A 19,562-nucleotide genomic window follows, 5' to 3' on the forward strand; every position below is an offset into this window, starting at 1 on the left:
AGCAGAGGGGGGCCTGTGGCCGCGCAACGCACCATCACCAGGACCGAGGCGGTGGGCGACGACGTCCCACGGCTGGCGGCCAGGGACATCACCGTCGGCTACGGCGGCCGGACCGTCATCAAGGGCCTCGACGTCGAGATCCCCTCCGGGGTCGTCACCACGATCATCGGCCCCAACGGCTGCGGGAAGTCGACGCTGCTGCGCACCCTGACCCGGCTGCTGAAACCGGCCGGCGGCGCGGTCGTGCTGGACGGCGAGGACATCGCCGGGCTCCGGACCAGGGACGTGGCGAAGAAGCTCGGTCTGCTGCCGCAGGCGCCCGTGGCGCCGGAGGGGCTGACGGTGTCGGACCTGGTCGCCAGAGGGCGCCATCCGCACCAGAGCTGGCTGCGGCAGTGGTCGTCGGACGACGCCGCCGTCGTGGAACGGGCGCTGGCCATGACCGGGGTGGCCGACCTGGCCGACCGGCCCGTGGACTCGCTCTCCGGCGGACAGCGCCAGCGGGTCTGGATATCGATGACCCTGGCTCAGGGCACCGATCTGCTGCTGCTGGACGAGCCCACCACCTATCTGGACCTGGCGCACGCGATCGACGTGCTCGACCTCGTGGACGACCTCCACGAGTCGGGGTGCACCGTGGTGATGGTGCTGCACGACCTCAACCTCGCCACGCGCTACAGCGACAACCTCGTGGTGATGCGCGAGGGGTCGATCCTGGCGCAGGGGCACCCCCGTGACGTGATCACCGCGGAGCTGCTGGACGAGGCGTTCGGGCTGCGGGCCAAGGTGATCGACGACCCGGTGGGCGACCGGCCCCTCATCGTGCCCATCGGACGGACGCACGCACAGGTCAACTAGGGTCCGGATCACGGAATTACCCCAGTAAGGCTAGGCTGTCCTCACTTCACCGGGATAAGGTTTGGCTGCCCTTGTGAAGGGGCCTCAGTGACAGCGCGAAAGCAAGGGATTCGGATGCTCCTCGACAGAACGTCGCCCAGGAAGACTTGGCGGCGGTTGGCCGCGGTACTGACCGCGGCGACCCTCGGCGTCGGCCTTCTCGCGGGATGCGGCTCCGACGCGGAGGACAAGCCGAGCGACAAGGCTCCGGCCGCCGCCAAGGGCGCGTTCCCGGTCACCGTGGAGCACGCGTTCGGGTCCACGAAGATCACCAAGGCCCCCCAGCGGGTCGTCTCCGTCGGATACACGGACGACCAGACCATCCTGGCGTTCGGCATCAAGCCGGTGGGCATGGTCGACCAGTACCCGAACCCCGAGGGCAAGACCCCCGACGTCAACACCCAGTGGCCCTGGGTGAAGGACAAGTGGGGCGACTCCCGCCCCGAGGTCATCATGAAGAACGGTGACTCCGGCCCCAACTACGAGAAGATCGCGGGCCTCCGGCCGGACCTGATCATCGCCGTCTACTCGGAGATCGACCAGGCCGCCTACGACAAGCTGTCGAAGATCGCCCCGACGGTCGGCCGCACCAAGGCCGAGAAGGAGCCCTTCAGCGCGCCCTGGCAGGACAACGCGCTGCACATCGCCAAGGCCCTCGGCAAGGAGAAGGAGGGCAAGGAGATGGTGGCCGGCATCCAGTCGCAGCTGGACACCGCCGCGAAGGCACACCCCGAGTTCGCCAAGCAGACCGCCGTGGCGCTCTCCTGGTACGACAACTCCGTCGCGCCCTTCACCACCACCGATGTGCGCGGACGCCTGCTGACCGGCATCGGCTACAAGGGCGCCACCGAGATCGACAAGATCGCCGGCGGCAAGTTCTACACCAAGCTGTCGCCCGAGCGCATGGACCTCGTCGACGTCGACCGCATCTTCGTCATCAACGACAAGGCCGACCAGGAGGCCCTGAAGAAGTCCAAGCTCTTCAGCAACCTCAAGGCGGTCAAGGAGGGACGCGTCTCGTACCTCCTCGACGGCGAGGGCCCGGCGGTCGGCGCCGCCATCTCCCAGGGCACGCTGCTGTCCATGCCGTACGCGATCGACGAGCTCGTCAAGGCGGCCGGTCAGTGATGTCCGCGCCGTCCCGCCCCCGACCCGAACTGGCCCACGTGTGAGCACCACCACGACCCCCGCCCCCCCGCCCCCGGCGACCCTGCGCACGGCGACGGGGGGTGAGGCCACCCGGTGGCTCGCGGCGCACTGCCGCGAAGTGCCGTGGCTGTCGGCCGCGACGCTGTTCACCACGGTGGCCGGGGCGGCGCTCCAGGTCCTCCCGGTGCTGCTGCTGGGCCAGGTGGTCGACGGGGTCGTGGACGGTGAGTCACGCGCGGTGCTGGTCAGGGTCGGGGCGCTGATGGTGGCCGCCGCGCTGCTCGGCGCGGCGGCCACCGCGGCATCGACATATCTGATCGGACGGCTCGGCGCCGACCTGCTGGCCACGCTGCGGGAGGGCGCCGTCCGCGCGGTGCTGGGCCTGCCGAGCGCGCGGATAGAGCAGGTCGGCCGGGGCGATGTGCTCTCCCGGGTGGGCGACGACGTCGCCGTGCTGTCCCGGGGCATCCGGAGCGCGATCCCCACCGTGTTCTCGGCGGGGGTACTCGTCGCCATCGCCACCGTCGGCATGTTCGGACTGGACTGGCGGCTCGGGCTCGCGGGCGCCGGCGCGCTGCCGGCGTACGCGCTGGCGCTGCGCTGGTATCTGCCCCGCTCCGCCCCGCTCTACCGCAAGCAGCGGACGGCCCAGGCCGACCGCGCCCAGGCGTTGATCAGCGGCCTGAACGGAATCGACACGGTCCGGGCGTACCGCCTGGAGGGCGCGTTCCGCGAGAAGGTCACCGACGAGTCGTGGCGGGTGCGCGATCTCGGCATCGAGGTGTTCCGGTTCTTCGGCCGGTTCGTCGGCCGGGAGAACCGGGCCGAGTTCATCGGCCTGGTCCTGATCCTGCTGGTGGGGTACGCCCTGCTGGAGGGCGACGCGGCCACCCTCGGCGAGGTGTCGGCCGCCCCGCTGATGTTCCACCGGCTGTTCACCCCGCTCGGGGCGATCATGTTCACCTTCGACGAGGCGCAGAAGTCGGGCGCGAGCCTGACCCGTCTGGTCGGGGTGCTGGGGGAGGACGCCGAGGAGCGGCTGGTGGGCGACGCCGGCGTGACACCGGCGGCGGACGTGCCGTACCCGGTACGGGTGGAGGGGCTGACGTTTCGTTATCCCGACACCGAGGACCCGGTGCTGTGCGACGTGAGTCTGACGATCCCGGCCGGCGGCTCGCTCGCGCTGGTGGGGGCGACGGGCGCCGGCAAGTCGACGCTGGCCGCGCTGATCGCCGGCATCGGCACCCCGCAGGAGGGCTCGGTGCGCATCGGGCCGACCGACCTCGCGGATCTGGACGAGGCGGGCGCGCGGGCGCTGGTGAGCATCCTCACACAGGAGACCCATGTGTTCTCCGGTCCGCTCTCCGACGACCTGAGGCTGGCCGCTCCCGAGGCGACGGACGCCGAACTGCTGGACGCCCTGCGCACGGTGGGGGCCGGCGGCTGGGTCGAGGCGCTGCCCGGCGGACTGCACACCACCGTCGGTGAGGGCGGTGAGCGGCTGGACGTCACCAAGGTGGCCCAGATCGCCCTGGCCCGGCTGGTGCTGGCCCGCTCGCCCGTGGTGGTGCTCGACGAGTCCACCGCGGAGGCGGGCAGCGAGGGCGCGGCCGAACTGGAGCGCGCCGTGCTGGCCGCATGCGCGGGCCGCACCACGCTGTTCGTGGCGCACCGGCTGACCCAGGCGATGGCGGCGGACCGGATCGCCGTGCTGGACGCGGGACGGGTGGTGGAACAGGGCACCCACCAGGAGTTGGTCGCTCAGGGCGGCCGGTACGCACGACTGTGGCGGGCCTGGCGGGAAGGTAGTTAGGCCAACCTTAGTTAGGTTAGGCTCGGCTGAACACCTTGGAAGGGAAGCGGAGTCTTCGATGATGGAACCGAGCGCTCGCCTCGTGCGGCTTTCACCTCAGAGCCTGGCCGGTCTGCGCCGCCGGACCGGTGACCGCGACGACCGGACCATCACCGAGGCCTGTGCCATCGGGCTCTCCTACTGGGCGACCGGCCTGAGTCCGGAGGGCATCGACCTGACCCCCGCCACCCTCTTCGCCGATGTGCTCGCCTGGGCCGACAACGGCGGTGCCGGGCCCACCGGCTGGGAGGTCGGCGCGGACGGCCTGAGCATCACCCTCCCCGAGGGCGTGGAGCCGGCCGACGCCCAGCTCGCCCTGGACGACCTCGCCGACTTCCCCGACCGGCCGCTGGGCACCATCGCGCCGTCCACGGTCGCCGCCCGGATCGAGGCCCTGGCCCGCTGGAACGACACCGGGGCGGACCGGGTCCGGCCCACCGTCGTGGAGATGTTCCGCGAGCAGGTCCGCACCCGCCCGGACGCCGTCGCCGTAGTGGACGAGCACCGGACCCTGACCTACCGTCAGGCGGGCGAGCTCTCCGGCCAGCTGGCCCATCACCTGACCGAACGCGGACTCACCGCGGAACAGGTCGTCGGGATCTCGCTCGGCCGCTCCGCCGAGATGGTCATCGGGCTGCTCGGTGTGCTCCAGGCGGGCTGCGCCTTCGTCCCGCTCGACCCGCAGTGGCCCGCAGCCCGCCGCTCGGTCGTCGTGGAGGACGCCCGTATCGTCCTCCAGCTCAACGGCTCGGGCGCGCACGACCCGGGCGAGCCCGAGGCCGTGGCCGTCGACCTCGACGCCTGGGCCTTCGCCGACCGCCCCACCGAGGCACCCGCGATCACCGTCCCCGGAGCCGCACTCGCCTATGTGATCTTCACCTCCGGATCGACCGGGCGGCCCAAGGGCGCGATGATCCGTCACGAGGCCATCAGCGAACGCCTGTTGTGGCAGGCCCACGAGATCCTCGGCTTCGGCCACGACGACGCCTCCCTGTTCAAGGCGCCGCTCTCCTTCGACATCTCCATCAACGAGATCTTCCTGCCGCTGGTCACCGGAGCCAGGCTGGTCGTCCTGCGGCCCGGCGGCGAGCGCGACCCGCACCATCTGCTGAGCGTGATCGCCGAACACCGCGTCACCTTCACCTACCTCGTCTCCTCCATGCTGGACGTCCTGCTGGAGATATCCGGCGACTCCGGACGCCTGGACAGCCTGCGGCACGTGTGGTGCGGCGGCGAGGTGCTGACACCCGAGCTGTACGAACGCTTCCGTACCCGCCTCGACATCCCCATGTACCACGGCTACGGCCCCGCCGAGACGACGATCGGCGTCTCGCACGTCATCTACCGGGGCGAGGCCGAGCGCCTGTCCACCTCCATCGGCAAGGCCAACCCCAACACCCAGCTCTACGTCCTGGACGACGAGCTGCGCCCGGTCCCGGTCGGGGTCGGCGGCGAACTGTACGCGGGCGGCCTCCTGCTGGGCCGGGGCTATGTCAACGCGCCCGGACTGACCGCGTCCCGGTTCGTGGCCAACCCCTTCGCCCAGGACGGCTCACGGCTCTACCGCACCGGCGACCTCGCCCGGTTCGCCCCGGACGGATCGCTGGACTTCCTCGGCCGGGCCGACAACCAGATCAAGATCCGCGGCATGCGCCTGGAGATCGAGGACGTCGAGGCCGGACTCGCCGAGCACCCCCGCGTACGCCACACCTGTGTCGTCGCCCGGAAGAACTCGGTGGGCGGCACCTATCTGGTGGCGTACGTGATCCCCGCCGCAGGCAGCGAGGAGCTGACGGCACAGGACGTCCGGGCGTGGGCCGTCGCGCACATGGTCGAGTACATGGTGCCCACCCACACCGTCGTGTTGCCCGCGTTCCCGCTCACCGCCAACGGCAAGATCGACCGGAACGCCCTGCCGGAGCCCGTGATCACGACCGGGCCCGTCACCGCGCCCACCACCGAGAACGAGCGCGCGGTGTGCGCGGCCGTCGCGGCGGTGCTGAAGCTCGACGCGGTCGGCACCGACCAGGACTTCTTCCGCCTCGGCGGAGACAGCATCCTGGCGATCTCCCTGCTCAGCGCGTTGCGCGAGGCCGGTCTCCATGTCACGGCCCGGCAGATCTTCACCCACAGCGTCGTCGGCGAGCTGGCCGCGGTGGCGAGCCGCGAGGACGTCTCCGCAGTGCGGGACGACGACGTGGCCACCGGCTCCGTCGTGGGATCGCCCATCGTCCAGTGGCTCGGCGAGACCACGGACGCCGTCGACGGCTTCGTGCAGTCGGTCGTCCTGAACACCCCGGCGGACCTCACCGCCGCCGCCCTCGACGAGATCCTGACCGCCGTCGTCCGCCGGCACGACATGCTGCGCGCCCGGCTGGTACGCGGCGAGCGCTGGGGCTTCCACATCCCCGAGGCGGACGGCGCCGTCGCCCGGTGGCAGGAGAGCGGGGCACCGCTCGACGACTGCGTCGCCCTCGCCACCGACGGGCTCGACCCGGACCACGGCGTGATGCTGCGCGCCGTCTGGCGCCGCGAAGCACGCCAGCTGGTCCTGGTCGCCCACCACGTGGTCGTCGACGGGGTGTCCTGGCGCGTCCTGATGGACGACCTGGCCACGGCATGGCGGCAGGCCGCCTCCGGCACACCGGTCGAACTGCCCCCGGTGGGCACCTCGTTCCGCCGCTGGACCGAACTGCTCGCCCGCACCCCCTTCGACACCGACCGGGCCCACTACGGGCGCGCCCTGCCCGGGCCGGACGCACCGGTGGGCCGGCGGCCGCTGACCGACGAGGACACCGTCGCCCGGGAACGGGAGCGGACCTTCACCGTCGGTCCCGCTGTCACCTCCGCCCTGCTCGGCGAGATCCCCGCGAGGTTCCACGCCGGCGTCAACGACGTGCTGCTCACCGCGCTCGCCGTCACGCTCGCCCGCCGGCGGCGCGACCTCGGGCAGGACCAGACGTTCGCGCACATCGAACTCGAGGGCCACGGCCGCGAGGGCCAGTTCGTCGCGGACACCGCCGGATTCGAGCCGGATCTCTCGCGGACCGTGGGCTGGTTCACCACCCTGTTCCCGGTGACCGTGGACCCCGGCCCGGCGGCCGACCCCATGGACCCCGGCTACCTGGCCGCCGCGCTCAAGGCCGTGAAGGAGGACCTTGCCCGGGTCCCGCGCAACGGTCTGTCCTACGGCGCGCTGCGCCACCTGGCCGGCGCCGGACCGCTCACGCCCGCCCCGCAGGTGCTGTTCAACTACCTGGGCCGGTTCGACGCGGGCGCGGGCGGCGACTGGCAGCTCGCCGGAGCCACCGGACAGCTGGGCGAGAAGCGCGACCCGAGGATGCGGCTGCCCCGCGCCCTGGAGTTCAACGCCATCGCCGAACCCGCCGAGAACGGCGCCTACGAACTGGTCACCACCCTGTCCTGGCCCGAGGGGATGTTCACCGACGCCGACATCACCACCCTCGTCGGCTACTTCCGCGAAGCCCTGACCGCCCTGGCCGCGCTCGACGGGGGCGGCCACTCGCCCAGCGACTTCGCCCCCGTCCCGCTCACCCAGGCCGACGTCGACGCGCTGGACGGCCCCGGCCTGCGCGACATCCTGCCGCTGACCCCGCTCCAGGAGGGCCTGTACTTCCACTCGGTCTTCGACGACGACTCCGCCGGCAGCTACGTCGAGCAGCAACTCCTCACCCTGGAAGGCGAGGTGGACGCGGACCGGCTCCGGGCGGCGGCCACCCGGCTGCTCACCCTGTACCCCAACCTGGCCGCGCGGTTCGTGGCCCTCGCCGACGGCCGGGTCGTCTCCGTGCTGGAGAGCGGCGCCGAGGCCCCGTTCACCACGCTGGACCGCCCCGGGATCACCGACGACGCGCTCCGCGACCTCGCAGAGCGGGACCGGCGCGCCGGATTCGACCTGGCCGAGGGACCGCTCATGCGGTACACCCTCGTCCGCGGCGGCCCCGGCCGCACCGTGCTGGTGCAGACCGTGCACCACATCATCGCCGACGGCTGGTCCGTCCCCCCGATGCTCCGCGCGCTCCTGGCCGAGTACCACCGCCCCGGCACCGCGTACCGCGCCGGCGGCTTCCCCGACTACGTACGCCTGCTCGCCGGACGCGACGACGAGGAGAGCGACCGGGTCTGGGGCGAGCAGCTCGCCGGGCTGCCCGGACCTTCGCTGGTGGCCGAGGGACACACCCCGTCCGACCGGTTCGCCGACACCGCCGCGGAGCCCGGGGACGACATCGACGCCGCCGCCCGCGCCGCCGGCGTACCGCTGAGCGTGGCCGTGCACAGCGCCTGGGCCCTGACGCTCGGCGGCCTCCTGCACGGCAGGGACGTCGTGTTCGGCTCCACCGTCTCCGGCCGCGACGCCGATGTTCCCGGCATCGGCGACATGGTCGGCCTCTTCATCAACACCATTCCGGTACGCGCCCGTTGGGACGCCGCCACCACGGCGGACGGCCTGCTCACCTCGGTGCGGGAGCACCAGAGCGCGGTCCTGGCCCACCAGCACGTATCGCTGGCGCGGATCGGCCGCCTGGCCGGCGCCGACGCCCGGTTCGACACCCTGGTGGTGTTCGACGTGGCGACCGATGTGGCCGGTCTGCGCGGGCCCGACGACGAGCTGGTCATCACCGGCATCGTCAACGAGGGCGCCCCGCACTACCCGCTGACCCTGGTCGTGGAACGCGCCCCCGACGACAGCCCGCGCTTCAACCTGATCTACGACGGCGAACTGCTCCGCGAGGCGAGCGCCCGGCAGATCCTGGACACCTTCACCCGCGCCCTCACCGGCCTGCTCACCCGCCCGGACACCCCGGTCGACGAGCTGGTGGCCGAGGACACCGGCCGGAGCGCCGCGCTCGCCCCGACGACCCTGGGCGCCCTGTTCGACGCCGCCGCCCGGCGCGACCCGGCCGCCGCGGCCGTCACCCAGTGCGCTCTGGACGGCACCACCGCGTCCCTGACCTACGGCGAACTGGCCGCGGCGAAGGACGAGCTGGCCGCGACCCTGCGGACGGCCGGAGTCGCGCCGGGCCGCCGTGTCGCCGTCGCCGTCCCGCGCTCCACCGAGCAGGTCACCGCCCTCATCGCCATCGTCACAGCGGGCGGCGCCTACGTACCGCTGGACCTGGCCTACCCCGACGAACGGCTGGAGTACATCCTCGCCGACGCCGCCCCGCAGGCCGTCCTGGTCAGCCGTGAGCAGCGGGACCGCTTCACCGCGCTCCTGGACCGGGCGGGCGTGCCCGCCCGGGTGCTCGTGCTCGGCGAGGAGCCGGCGCCGACGGAACAGCCGCAGACGGCCCCGTCGGGACCCGGACCCCAGGACCCCGCCTACGTCATCTACACCTCGGGGTCGACCGGCCGTCCCAAGGGCGTCGTCGTCCCGCACTCCGCCGTGGCGGCGCTCCTCGCCAACACCCGCTCCGACATGGAGTTCGGCCCCGACGACGTCTGGGTCCAGTTCCACTCGTACTCCTTCGACTTCGCCGTCTGGGAGCTGTGGGGCGCGCTGGCGCACGGCGGTGAGCTGCTGGTGCCCGACTACGGGCTGACCCGCTCCCCGGTGGACTTCCACCGGCTGGTGCGCGAGCGCGGGGTGACCGTGCTCAACCAGACTCCGTCGGCGTTCTACCAGTTCATCGAGGCCGACCGGCACGCCGGTGCGCCGGCCACCGCGCTGCGCCGGATCATCTTCGGCGGCGAGGCGCTGGATCCCGTACGGCTGCGCGGCTGGGTGGAGCGGTACGGCACCGCCTCGCCCGAGCTGGTCAACATGTACGGCATCACCGAGACCACCGTCCATGTCACCCACCGGGTGCTCACCGACGAGGACTTCGGCGCCGACGTCAGCCCGATCGGCGGCCCGATCCCCGGCCTGACCACCTATCTGCTCGACGACCGGCTCCGTCCGGTGCCGCCGGGCCGGGTGGGCGCCATCTATGTCGCGGGCGACCAGGTGTCGCTCGGCTACCTCGGACGGCCGGGGCTCACCGCCGGCCGGTTCGTGGCCAACCCCTTCACCGACGACGGCTCCCGCATGTACCACACGGGCGATCTGGCCCGCCGCACGCTCGACGGGGAGCTGGAGTTCGCCGGCCGCGCCGACGACCAGGTGCAGCTCAAGGGCTTCCGCATCGAGCTCGGCGAGGTCGAGTCCGCGGTGCGCGAGCTCGACGGGGTGGTCGACGTGGCCGTCACCCCGGCGGACAGCGGCGACCATCTGATCGCGCACGTCGTGGGCCGGGTCCCCGGCGACCTGGCCGTCCTGCTCGCCGCGAAGCTGCCCGTGCACATGGTGCCAGGCCAGGTGCTGACGGTCGACGCGCTGCCGCTCACCGTCAACGGCAAGCTGGACCGCAAGGCGCTGGCTTCGCACGCCGCCGCACGACAGGACGACGCCCCGGTGGCGGCGGACGGCTCCGCGCTCGCCGAGCTGACCGCGATCTTCGCCGGCGTGCTGCCGGGCGCCGACGTGGACGAGGACACCGACTTCTTCATGGCCGGCGGCGACAGCATCGTCGCGATCACCGTGATCAACCGGGCCAGGGCGCTCGGTCTGGCCATCGCGCCCCGGGACGTGTTCCTGTACAAGACCCCGCGCGCGCTGGCCGGACAGCTGGGCTCACGCACACCGGCGGCCGCCGGACCCCGGCGGGAGCGCCACGAGGACGGACCGCTGGCACCGACGCCGATCATCCTGCGCCGGCGCGAACTGGGCGGCTCGCTCGCCCGGTTCGCCCAGGCCAGGACCCTGCTCACGGCCGAGGACAGCACGCTCGCCGACATCGGGCGCGCCGCGAACGCCGTCGTGGCCGCGCACCCGGCCCTGCGGCTCCGGCTGGACACCGCCCACGGCGTGTGGACCCTGCGCACCGAGCCGTTCCGCGAGTTCGCCGTCGAGCAGTCGCAGGCGCCGGACGCCGCAGCCGCCGCGGACGAGGCCGCCGGTCGCCTGGACCCCGAGTCCGGTGACGTCGTCGCGTTCAGCTGGCTGCCCGCCGCCCGCACCCTCGTGGTCACCGCGCACCACCTCGCGGTCGACGCCGTCTCCTGGCTGATCGTCCTCGACGACCTGGCCACCGCCCTGCGCGGCGAACCCCTGGCGCCGGCCACCACCTCCTACGCGGAGTACGCCGAAGCCCTCACCGCCCGGGCGTCCCACGAGACCGGGAGCCTCGGCGACTGGGTCACCACGCTCGACGCGCCCCCGCTGCTGCCCGAGACCGGGGAACTGCGCGAGACCACCGTCGTCCTCGCCCCCGAGGTGAGCGACCGGCTGACGCGTACGGCGCCCGCCGCGCTCGGCACCGGCCTCACCGAGCTGCTGTGCGGCGCCCTGCGCACCGCGCTGACCCGCGTCCAGCCCACGCCCACCGACCTCGCGATCGACCTGGAGCGGCACGGCCGGGTCCCCGCGGCCGACCACCACGACTACACCCGTACGGTCGGCTGGTTCACCTCCATCGCGCCCGTACGGCTCACCGCGCACACCGACCCCGTCGAGGCCGCCCGGGAGGTCGCCGAGCGCCAGCCGGACGAGTCCGGGCACGTGGCCTACGGCCGGCTCAGGTACCTCAACCCGCAGACGGCCCCGCTGCTGACCGCCCGCCCGCAGGTCCTGTTCAACTACCTCGGCCGGGGCGGCGAGTCCGACGTCCCGCAGATCACCGGCGGCGAGGGGAACAGCCCGTACGCCGTCGAGGTCAACGCCTGGACCGACGCCTCCACCGGCAGTCTGCACGCCGCCTTCACCCTCGCCGACGGCATCCCCGACGCCGTCACCGCGCACTGGCGCACCGCGCTGGAACATCTCGCGGACGCCGCCGCCACCGCCGAACGCACCGCACCGGTCACCCCGCTCCAGCGCGGCCTGTACTTCCAGGCCCAGCTGGCCGGCACCGCCGGACACTACGTCGCGCAGAGCTACTTCACCTTCGACCGGCGCCTGGACACCGACGCGCTGGCCGACGCCATGGCGTACGTCATCGCCCGGCACCCCGTCGTGGGCGCCGGCTTCACCACCGACGACGACGGCAACCCGGTCCAGGTCCTGAAGGCGGGCACCCGGGTCGGCGTCCGCACGGTCCACCTGGAGACGGAGGCGGAGGCCGACGCACTGCGCGCCAGGGACCGCGACACCGGCTTCGACCCGGGCGAGCCGCCGCTGATCCGGCTGACCGTGGTGCGGCTGCCCGACGGCCGCGACGGCCTGCTGCTCAGCTACCACCTGCTGCTGTGGGACGGCTGGTCCCGCGAGATCCTGCTGCGCGACCTGTTCGACGCCTACCGGGCGCTCCTCGCGGGCGAGGCGCTGGACGCGACGCCGCTGACACCGGGGTTCGAGGACTACGCCCGCACGCTCGCCGCCAAGGACCCCGCCGTATCGGAACGCTTCTGGGCGGAGCACCTGACCGGCCTCAGCGGCCCGACCCTGCTCGCCGGACCCCGGCCGGCGCAGACCGACGCACTGCCGCACGCGCTGGTGCACACCCTGACCGCCGAACAGTCCGACCTGCTGCGGGAAGCCGCCCGGGTGCACGGGGTCACGCTGAACTCCGTACTGACCGGAGCGTTCGGCCTGCTGCTCGGCGCCCACACGGGCCGCGGCGACGCCGTGTTCGGAGTGACCGTCTCCGGACGCGAGGGCGAGGGACTTGCCGGCATCGTCGGCGTGCTGCTCAACACCGTGCCCCTGTGGACCCGGGCCCGGCCCGGTGACACGGTCCGGGAGTACCTGTCGGCCGTGCAGGCGGCCCGGGTCGAGGCCATGGAGCACGAGCACCTGGGGCTCGGCGAGATCCAGCGCGCCAGCGGGCACGACACCCTGTTCGACAACCTCTTCGTGCTCCAGAACTTCCTGGACCTGGACGCCTTCGCCGAGATGAACGCCCGGCACGGCATCACGTCCGTCAAGGCCGACGACTCCACGCACTACCCGTTCACCTGGGTCGTCACGCCCGGCGAACGGCTCACCGTCAAGCTGGAGCACCGCGACGACGACACCGAGGGCGCCCGCCGCCTCCTCGACGGCTATCTGCGGGTCCTGGAGGACCTGGCCCGGTCGACCGGGCCGCTGGGCGCCCTGCCGGGCCTCGCACCGGCCCCCGAACCCGCCGGGCGCACGGACGTCGGCACCGACACCGTCGTCGACCGCTTCGACCGGGCGGCGGACCGCGACCCCGGACGCACCGCCCTCGTCGCCGATGGCTCGAGACTGACCTTCGGCGAACTGCGCGACCGCAGCCGCGCGGTGGCCGGGGTGCTCGCCGCACGCGGTATCGGACCGGAGAAGGCCGTGGGGCTCGCCGTCCCGCGCTCCCTCGACTCGATCGTGGCGCTGTTCGCCGTACTGCGGGTCGGCGCCGCCTATGTGCCGCTGGAGCTGGACCACCCGGACGAGCGGATCGCGGCGATCGTCGCGGACGCCCGGCCCGAGGTGATCCTCACCGTGAGCGCCGTCGCGCCCCGGCTGACCGGCGCGCTCATCGAGCTGGACCGCCCGCTGCCCGAGGCGGAGCCGTACCTCACGTTCGCGCCCGGGGACCCGGACCGGCTGCGGCACCCCGCGTACACGATCTACACCTCCGGTTCGACCGGGCAGCCCAAGGGCGTGGTGACCGAGTACGCCGGGCTCACCAACATGCTGGTCAACCACCAGCGCCGGATCTTCGAACCGGTCCTCGCGGAGCACGGGCACCGCACCTTCCGGATCGCGCACACCGTGTCGTTCGCCTTCGACATGTCGTGGGAGGAGCTGCTGTGGCTCGCCGACGGCCACGAGGTGCACATCTGCGACGAGGAACTGCGCCGCGACGCGCCCCGGCTGGTCGAGTACTGCCTCGCGCACGGCATCGACGTCATCAACGTGACCCCGACCTACGCCCAGCAACTGGTGGCCGAGGGGCTGCTCGACAACCCGGAGCGGCGCCCCGCGCTGGTGCTGCTGGGCGGCGAGGCCGTCACCCCGGGCCTGTGGCAGCGGCTCGCCGAGACGGAGGGGACGGTCGGCTACAACCTCTACGGCCCCACCGAGTACACCATCAACACCCTCGGCGTCGGCACCTTCGAATGCCAGGACCCGGTGGTCGGTGTGGCCATCGACAACACCGAGGTGTACGTCCTGGACCCGTGGCTGCGCCCGCTGCCGGACGGCGTCCCCGGCGAGCTGTACGTGTCGGGCATCGGCATCGCCCGCGGCTACCTCGGACAGCCCGCCCAGACGTCGCACCGGTTCGTCGCCTGCCCGTTCGGCGCGCCCGGCGAGCGCATGTACCGCACCGGGGACCTGGTGGTCCGGCGGCCCGACGGCAATCTGTCCTACCTGGGCCGCACCGACCAGCAGGTCAAGATCCGCGGCCACCGGGTCGAACCCGGGGAGGTCGAGGCCGCGTTCGCCGCGCACCCGGCGGTGCGGTTCGCCGCCGCGGTCGCCCAGAAGGACCCGCAGGTCGACGGGGCGTACCGGCTGGCCGCCTACCTGGTGCTCGACGGCGCCGACCTGGCCGCCGTCGCCGCCGAAGTGGGCGCCGGACTGCCGGACTTCCTGCGCCCGACGCACTACGCCGAGGTCGACAGCATCCCGCTGACGGTCAACGGCAAGGCCGACACCAAGGCGCTGCCCGAGCCCAAGCCGCTGGGCGTGCTGACCGGGGCGGGGGAGCGCGCGCCCGAGACCGGGACCGAGATCACGGTGTGCGAGTTCTTCGCCGAGGCACTGGACCTGGACGACGACGAGGTGAGCGCGGTCAGTGACTTCGTGTCCCTCGGCGGGCACTCCATGCTGGCGGTGCGGCTGATAGGGCTGCTCCGACGGGAGTACGGTCCTGTGATCACCATCCGAGACCTGCTCACCCTGCGAACCCCCGAAGCGATTGCCGGCCACCTCGATGAACACTCCTGACACCCCGCGGCCCCGCCAGGGCGCCGACATCCTGCGCACCGCGCTGCGGCGCAACGTCGGCGCCATGGCCTGGGGCACCGTCCTCATGGGCCTGTACCAGGCCGGTGAGACGGCCTTCCCGATCGCGCTCGGCCTGATCGTCGAGCACACCCTGCAGCACCGGAGCCCCGGTTCGCTCGGGCTGTCGATCGGCGCGCTGGCCGTGATCATCACGACCGTCTCGCTGTCGTGGCGGTTCGGGATGCGGATCCTGCAGAAGGCCAACACGACCGAGGCACACCGCTGGCGGGTGCAGGTCGCGGCCTGCGGCCTGCAGCCGGTGGCCCGGGACGTGGACCTGAAGTCCGGCGAGGTGCTGACCATCGCCACCGAGGACGCCGACCAGACCGCCGACATCATCGAGGTGGTGCCGCTGCTGTTCAGCTCGCTGGTCGCGGTCCTGGTCGCCGCCGTCGCGCTCGGTCTGGCCGATCTCCGGCTCGGGCTGCTGGTGATCGTGGGCACCGTCGCGATCCTGTCGGTGCTCAGCGTCATGTCCCGCCGTATCGGAGCCGGCACCCAGGAGCAGCAGGCCCGGGTGGCACGGGCGGGCGCCAAGGTCGCCGACCTGATCACCGGTCTGCGCCCGCTGCACGGCTTCGGCGGCAATCACGCCGCGTTCCGCTCCTACCGCGCGGTCAGCGCCGAGGCGAAGCAGCAGTCGATCACCGTCGCCCGGGTGAACGGGGTGTACGCGGGCACCGCACTGGCCCTCAACGCGGTCCTCGCCGCCGCCGTCACCCTGACAGCCGGCTATCTGGCCTTCGCCGGCCGGATCACCATCGGGGAACTCGTCATGGCCGTGGGCCTCGCGCAGTTCATCATGGAACCGCTCAAGATGTTCTCGGAGATGCCCAAGTACGTGATGATGGCGCGCGCGTCGGCCGAGCGGATGGCGCTGGTCCTGTCCGCGCCGCCGGTGACGACCCCGGGACAGGAGAGCCCGGCCGAGGGCGGATCGCTGGAGATCGACTGTGTACGGTACGGGGCGCTGCGCCGGCTGAAGTTCGAGGTGGCCGCCGGGGAGTTCGTGGCGATCGCCGCCTACCAGCCGCGTGCCGCCGCCGACTTCGCCTCGATCCTCGCGGTGAACGTCCCGCCGCAGGCGTACGAGGGAGTGGTGCGGGTCAGCGGGCAGGAGATCGCGGACCTGTCGGCCGAGGCGGTCCGCGCGCACATGCTGGTGAACCCGTACGACGGGGAGATCTTCGCCGGCACCCTGCGGACGAACATCGACCCGTCGGGCACCAGCCGTACGGTGCCCGAGGCCGTCGAGGCGTCCATGCTGACCGATGTCGTCGCCCTCCACCGCGAGGGGCTCGACTACACCGTCCGCGACCGGGGCGCGAACCTCTCCGGCGGCCAGCGCCAGCGGCTCTCGCTGGCCCGCGCGCTCGCCGCCGACACCGACGTCCTGGTGCTCCACAACCCGACGACGGCCGTCGACGCGGTGACCGAACAGCTCATCGCGCGCAACATCGCGAAGCTGCGCCGGGGCCGTACCACCGTCGTGATCACCAGCAGCCCGGCGGTGCTGGACGCCGCCGACCGGGTCCTCGTCCTGGACGACGGCGTCATCACGGCGGAGGACACCCACCGCAACCTCCTGGCCACCGACGAGGCGTACTGCCTCGCGGTGGCCAGGTGAGGCGTCGCCCTAGGCCAGCGCCCAGGCGACGTCGCGCAGGAGGGCGTGCCGCCAGCCCGCGCGGTCGTGGTCCGAGGCGGACCGGGACACCCGGACGGTGGCGCCCGCCTGTTCGGTCAGGGCCTCGACGGGCGCGCAGTGGGGCAGCATCCGGGTCTCGTGCTCGCCCGCATCGAACGCGATGCGCAGCCCGGAGAGGTCGGGGCGCTCCCGCAGCCGGTCCGCGATCGCCCCGCCGAGAGGGCCCGCCAGCAGGTCCGTGCGGCTCGCGCAGTCGGGCGTCCACCAGAACGAGCCCGACTGGCAGGCGACGCGCGAGACCAGGTCCGGGAACTCCAGGGCCGCGTACACCGCGCTCAGCCCGCCGAGGCTCTGCCCGGCCACCACGAGCCGGTCAAGGCCGGCGGGGACACCGGACTGCGCGACCAGCGGCAGGAGTTCGTCCCTGACCGCCTCCCACAGCTCGGGCCGGCAGGTGAACTCGCCCGCCCGGTCCTTGGCCGGCAGGAAGACGAGCGTGGCGGGCGGCATCGCGCCGTCGGCGAAGGCCGCGTCGAACGCGGCCGCGGCCGGGTGCAGATACAGCCAGTCGTCCCCGTCGAGCAGCAGGACCACCGGGCCGCCGCCGCCCACCGGGTGGACGCGCACGGTGCGGCGCCCGCCGAGCCGTGCGGACGCCCAGCGGAGCCTGGTGGCGGGCACGGGCAGCACGTCGTCCGCGCCGACGACGGGCCAGTAGGGCTGTTCCGGGGCGTCCGGCGTTGCGGCGATCGAGCGGTCGCCGCCGGCGCCGGACGGGTTGAACGGGTCGGCGTGCGCCCCGTCGTCCGCGATGATCTGGTAGGTCACCCGCAGCCGCGCGGGCATCGGGACCTCGGCGTACCAGCAGTCCGTGTCGTCCCACCGGCGCAGCGGCACCTGCTGCGACCAGCTCTCGAAGGCTATGTCGGCGGGGGAGCCGCGCCAGAGGAACAGCGTCACCCAGCCGCCGTTCCCGTCGGGGCGCGACACGGGGGTCCGGGCCGCCGCCCAGAACGCGTCGGTGCCGGGACCGCCGGGCAGTCCGAACCCGGCGAAGGGGCTCTCGGCAGCGGCCGTGCGGCCGGTGGCGAGGCCGGTCATGACCGGGTCCGTTCGATCACCGGGGGCATGAGGGGTCTCCTTGTGCAGAGGGAAAGGGAGAGGCTAAGCTCGTATCTGATTAGGCGAGCCTAACCTAAGCTTGATCCTGATGATCTGACGCACACTCTCGACGAGGCCGGCACCGGCCCGTTGGCCCGAGGAGGCACTGCCCGCATGAGCACCAACCCGTTCGACGACCCCGAAGGCCGTTTCCTGGTCCTGGTGAACGACGAGGGCCAGCACTCCCTGTGGCCGTCGTTCGCCGAGGTGCCCGGAGGGTGGACGATCGCCTTCGAGGAGAACACGCGGGAAGCGTGCCTCGCCTACGTCGAAGCCAACTGGACCGATCTGCGCCCCCGGTCGCTCGCGGCGTCCATGGACGCCTGACCTCGGTTTCCGCCGCGCTCCGGCGGGAGTGACCCGCCGGAGCGATTCTGTCTCGTGGAACCGAGGAAGGAAAGTCTTGACCACGGCCACGCCGCGCCCTGCCCCGCTGCCGTACCCGTCCCGCCCGCCGGCGTCCCGTCCGCCGTCGCCCCGCGTCCGCACCGCCCGCGTCCCGGACGCCGCCGCGCTGGCCGAGCTGTCCCGGCCCTTCGTGCGCTCGGGGGCACTGCGGGAGCGGCCGGACACCCTGTACGCGGCGCAGGCCGCAGAGTTCCTGGTGGCGGTCGCGCCCGGCGGCGGGCTGGAGGGCTGTGTGGGCCTTCGGGTCTATTCGCCCGACCCTGTGACCGGCCACGGCCCCGCGGGGGTCCTGTACAACTTCTGTGTGGCCGGGCACCGGCAGGGGCGCGGTGTGGGGGCGGCGCTGCTGCGCGCGGCGCTGGCCATGGCGCGCGCCCAGTCGCTCGGCGCGCTGTTCACCGCTACCACGGGCAGCGGCAGGCTCTTCCTGCGGTACGGCTTCGCGCCGGCGGGCGTACGCCGGGCCCCGCGCCCCTGGGCCGATTCCCTGGATCCCCGGCGCAACGCGCGGATCCTCGCGCGCACCCTGTGAGCTGACGCGAGGGGGGCCGGATGCGTGTCACATCCGGCCCCCCTCGTTCGCGCTCAGACGGCGCTTGTCGCGCGGTCCTGGCAGGGTTCGGGAACCACGGTGGTGCCGGCGCCGTTCTCGCCGAGGACGCCCCGCAGCACCGCGTGCGGCACCCGGCCGTCGAGGACGTCGGCCCGGCCCACTCCGCCCCGCACTGCGCGCAGGCAGCCCTCCATCTTGGGCAGCATGCCGCTGGCCAGTGAGGGCAGCAGTCCGTCCAGCGCGTCCGCCGTGAGATGCCGGATCACCTCGGTGCTGCGCGGCCAGTCCGCGTACAGCCCCTCCACGTCGGTGAGCATCACCAGCCGCTCCGCGCCGAGGGCCACGGCCAGGGCCGAGGCGGCGAGATCGGCGTTGACGTTGTAGACCTGCCCGTCCGTCCCCCGGGCCACGGGCGAGACCACCGGTATATGACCCTGCGTCAGAAGGCTGCGGACCATGGCCGGGTTGACCTCGGTGATGTCCCCGACCTGGCCGATGTCCACCGCCACGCCGTCCACCCAGGCCGGCCGCCGCACGGCCGTCATGGTGTGCGCGTCCTCGCCGGTCATGCCCACGGCGTACGGCCCGTGGGTGTTGATGTGGCCCACCAGTTCGCGCTGGACCCGGCCGGAAAGCACCATGCGGACGACCTCCATGGTCTCCGCCGTGGTCACCCGCAGACCCGCCTCGAAGCGGCTCTCCAGGCCCAGGCGGTCGAGCATCGCGCTGATCTGCGGGCCGCCCCCGTGCACGACGACCGGGCGCAGACCAGCTCGCCACAACTCCACGACGTCCTGGGCGAACGCCTGTTGCAGACTCGCGTCCACCATGGCGTTGCCGCCGAACTTGATGACGACCGGTCTCAGATCCTCTTCCATTTAGCTTAGCCTAACCTAAGTGAAATGAGGCCGGTGCCTGCATC

At 72.8% G+C, this 19,562-nt stretch carries 9 protein-coding genes; 7 read left to right on the forward strand and 2 right to left on the reverse strand.

Annotation, left to right across the window (positions count from 1 at the left end):
* Positions 1-15 precede the first annotated feature (15 nt).
* The 5 genes from RLT58_RS32720 (at position 16) to RLT58_RS32740 (ending at position 16,497) form a co-directional block, all read left to right on the forward strand.
* Positions 16-858, forward strand: a complete 843-nt coding sequence (locus RLT58_RS32720) for an ABC transporter ATP-binding protein (RefSeq protein WP_311313967.1) — start codon at positions 16-18, stop codon at positions 856-858.
* Between the two features lie 114 nt (positions 859-972).
* On the forward strand, positions 973-2,025 hold the full coding sequence (locus RLT58_RS32725) for an iron-siderophore ABC transporter substrate-binding protein (RefSeq protein WP_311313968.1): 1,053 nt from the start codon (positions 973-975) through the stop codon (positions 2,023-2,025).
* 40 nt (positions 2,026-2,065) lie between these two features.
* On the forward strand, positions 2,066-3,859 hold the full coding sequence (locus RLT58_RS32730) for an ABC transporter ATP-binding protein (RefSeq protein ID WP_311313969.1): 1,794 nt from the start codon (positions 2,066-2,068) through the stop codon (positions 3,857-3,859).
* Between the two features lie 58 nt (positions 3,860-3,917).
* Positions 3,918-14,810 carry a non-ribosomal peptide synthetase gene (locus RLT58_RS32735; protein ID WP_311313970.1) on the forward strand — a complete coding sequence of 3,631 codons (10,893 nt, stop codon included), beginning with the start codon at positions 3,918-3,920 and terminating at the stop codon, positions 14,808-14,810.
* On the forward strand, positions 14,797-16,497 hold the full coding sequence (locus RLT58_RS32740) for an ABC transporter ATP-binding protein (RefSeq protein ID WP_311313971.1): 1,701 nt from the start codon (positions 14,797-14,799) through the stop codon (positions 16,495-16,497). The genes RLT58_RS32735 and RLT58_RS32740 overlap by 14 nt, the downstream gene beginning before the upstream one ends.
* Positions 16,498-16,506: 9 nt before the next feature.
* Here RLT58_RS32740 and RLT58_RS32745 read toward each other — a convergent pair whose 3' ends face one another.
* Positions 16,507-17,619, reverse strand: coding sequence for an alpha/beta hydrolase-fold protein (locus tag RLT58_RS32745; protein WP_311313972.1), 1,113 nt, complete (start codon positions 17,617-17,619; stop codon positions 16,507-16,509).
* A 174-nt stretch (positions 17,620-17,793) separates the two neighbouring features.
* On the opposite strand from RLT58_RS32745, the gene RLT58_RS32750 reads away from it, so the two are divergent.
* On the forward strand, positions 17,794-18,006 hold the full coding sequence (locus RLT58_RS32750; RefSeq protein WP_136202381.1) for an MbtH family protein: 213 nt from the start codon (positions 17,794-17,796) through the stop codon (positions 18,004-18,006).
* 76 nt (positions 18,007-18,082) lie between these two features.
* Positions 18,083-18,619 (forward strand): GNAT family N-acetyltransferase, encoded by a 537-nt coding sequence (locus RLT58_RS32755; protein WP_311313973.1) that lies wholly within the window; start codon positions 18,083-18,085, stop codon positions 18,617-18,619.
* 53 nt (positions 18,620-18,672) lie between these two features.
* Here the strand turns inward: RLT58_RS32755 and argB are convergent, their stop codons facing one another.
* Positions 18,673-19,518: an acetylglutamate kinase gene (argB, locus tag RLT58_RS32760; protein ID WP_311313974.1), complete on the reverse strand. Its 846-nt coding sequence runs from the start codon at positions 19,516-19,518 to the stop codon at positions 18,673-18,675.
* Between the last annotated feature and the right edge of the window lie 44 nt (positions 19,519-19,562).

Origin of the sequence: Streptomyces sp. ITFR-16 (assembly GCF_031844705.1) — a bacterium.
Taxonomy (GTDB): domain Bacteria; phylum Actinomycetota; class Actinomycetes; order Streptomycetales; family Streptomycetaceae; genus Streptomyces.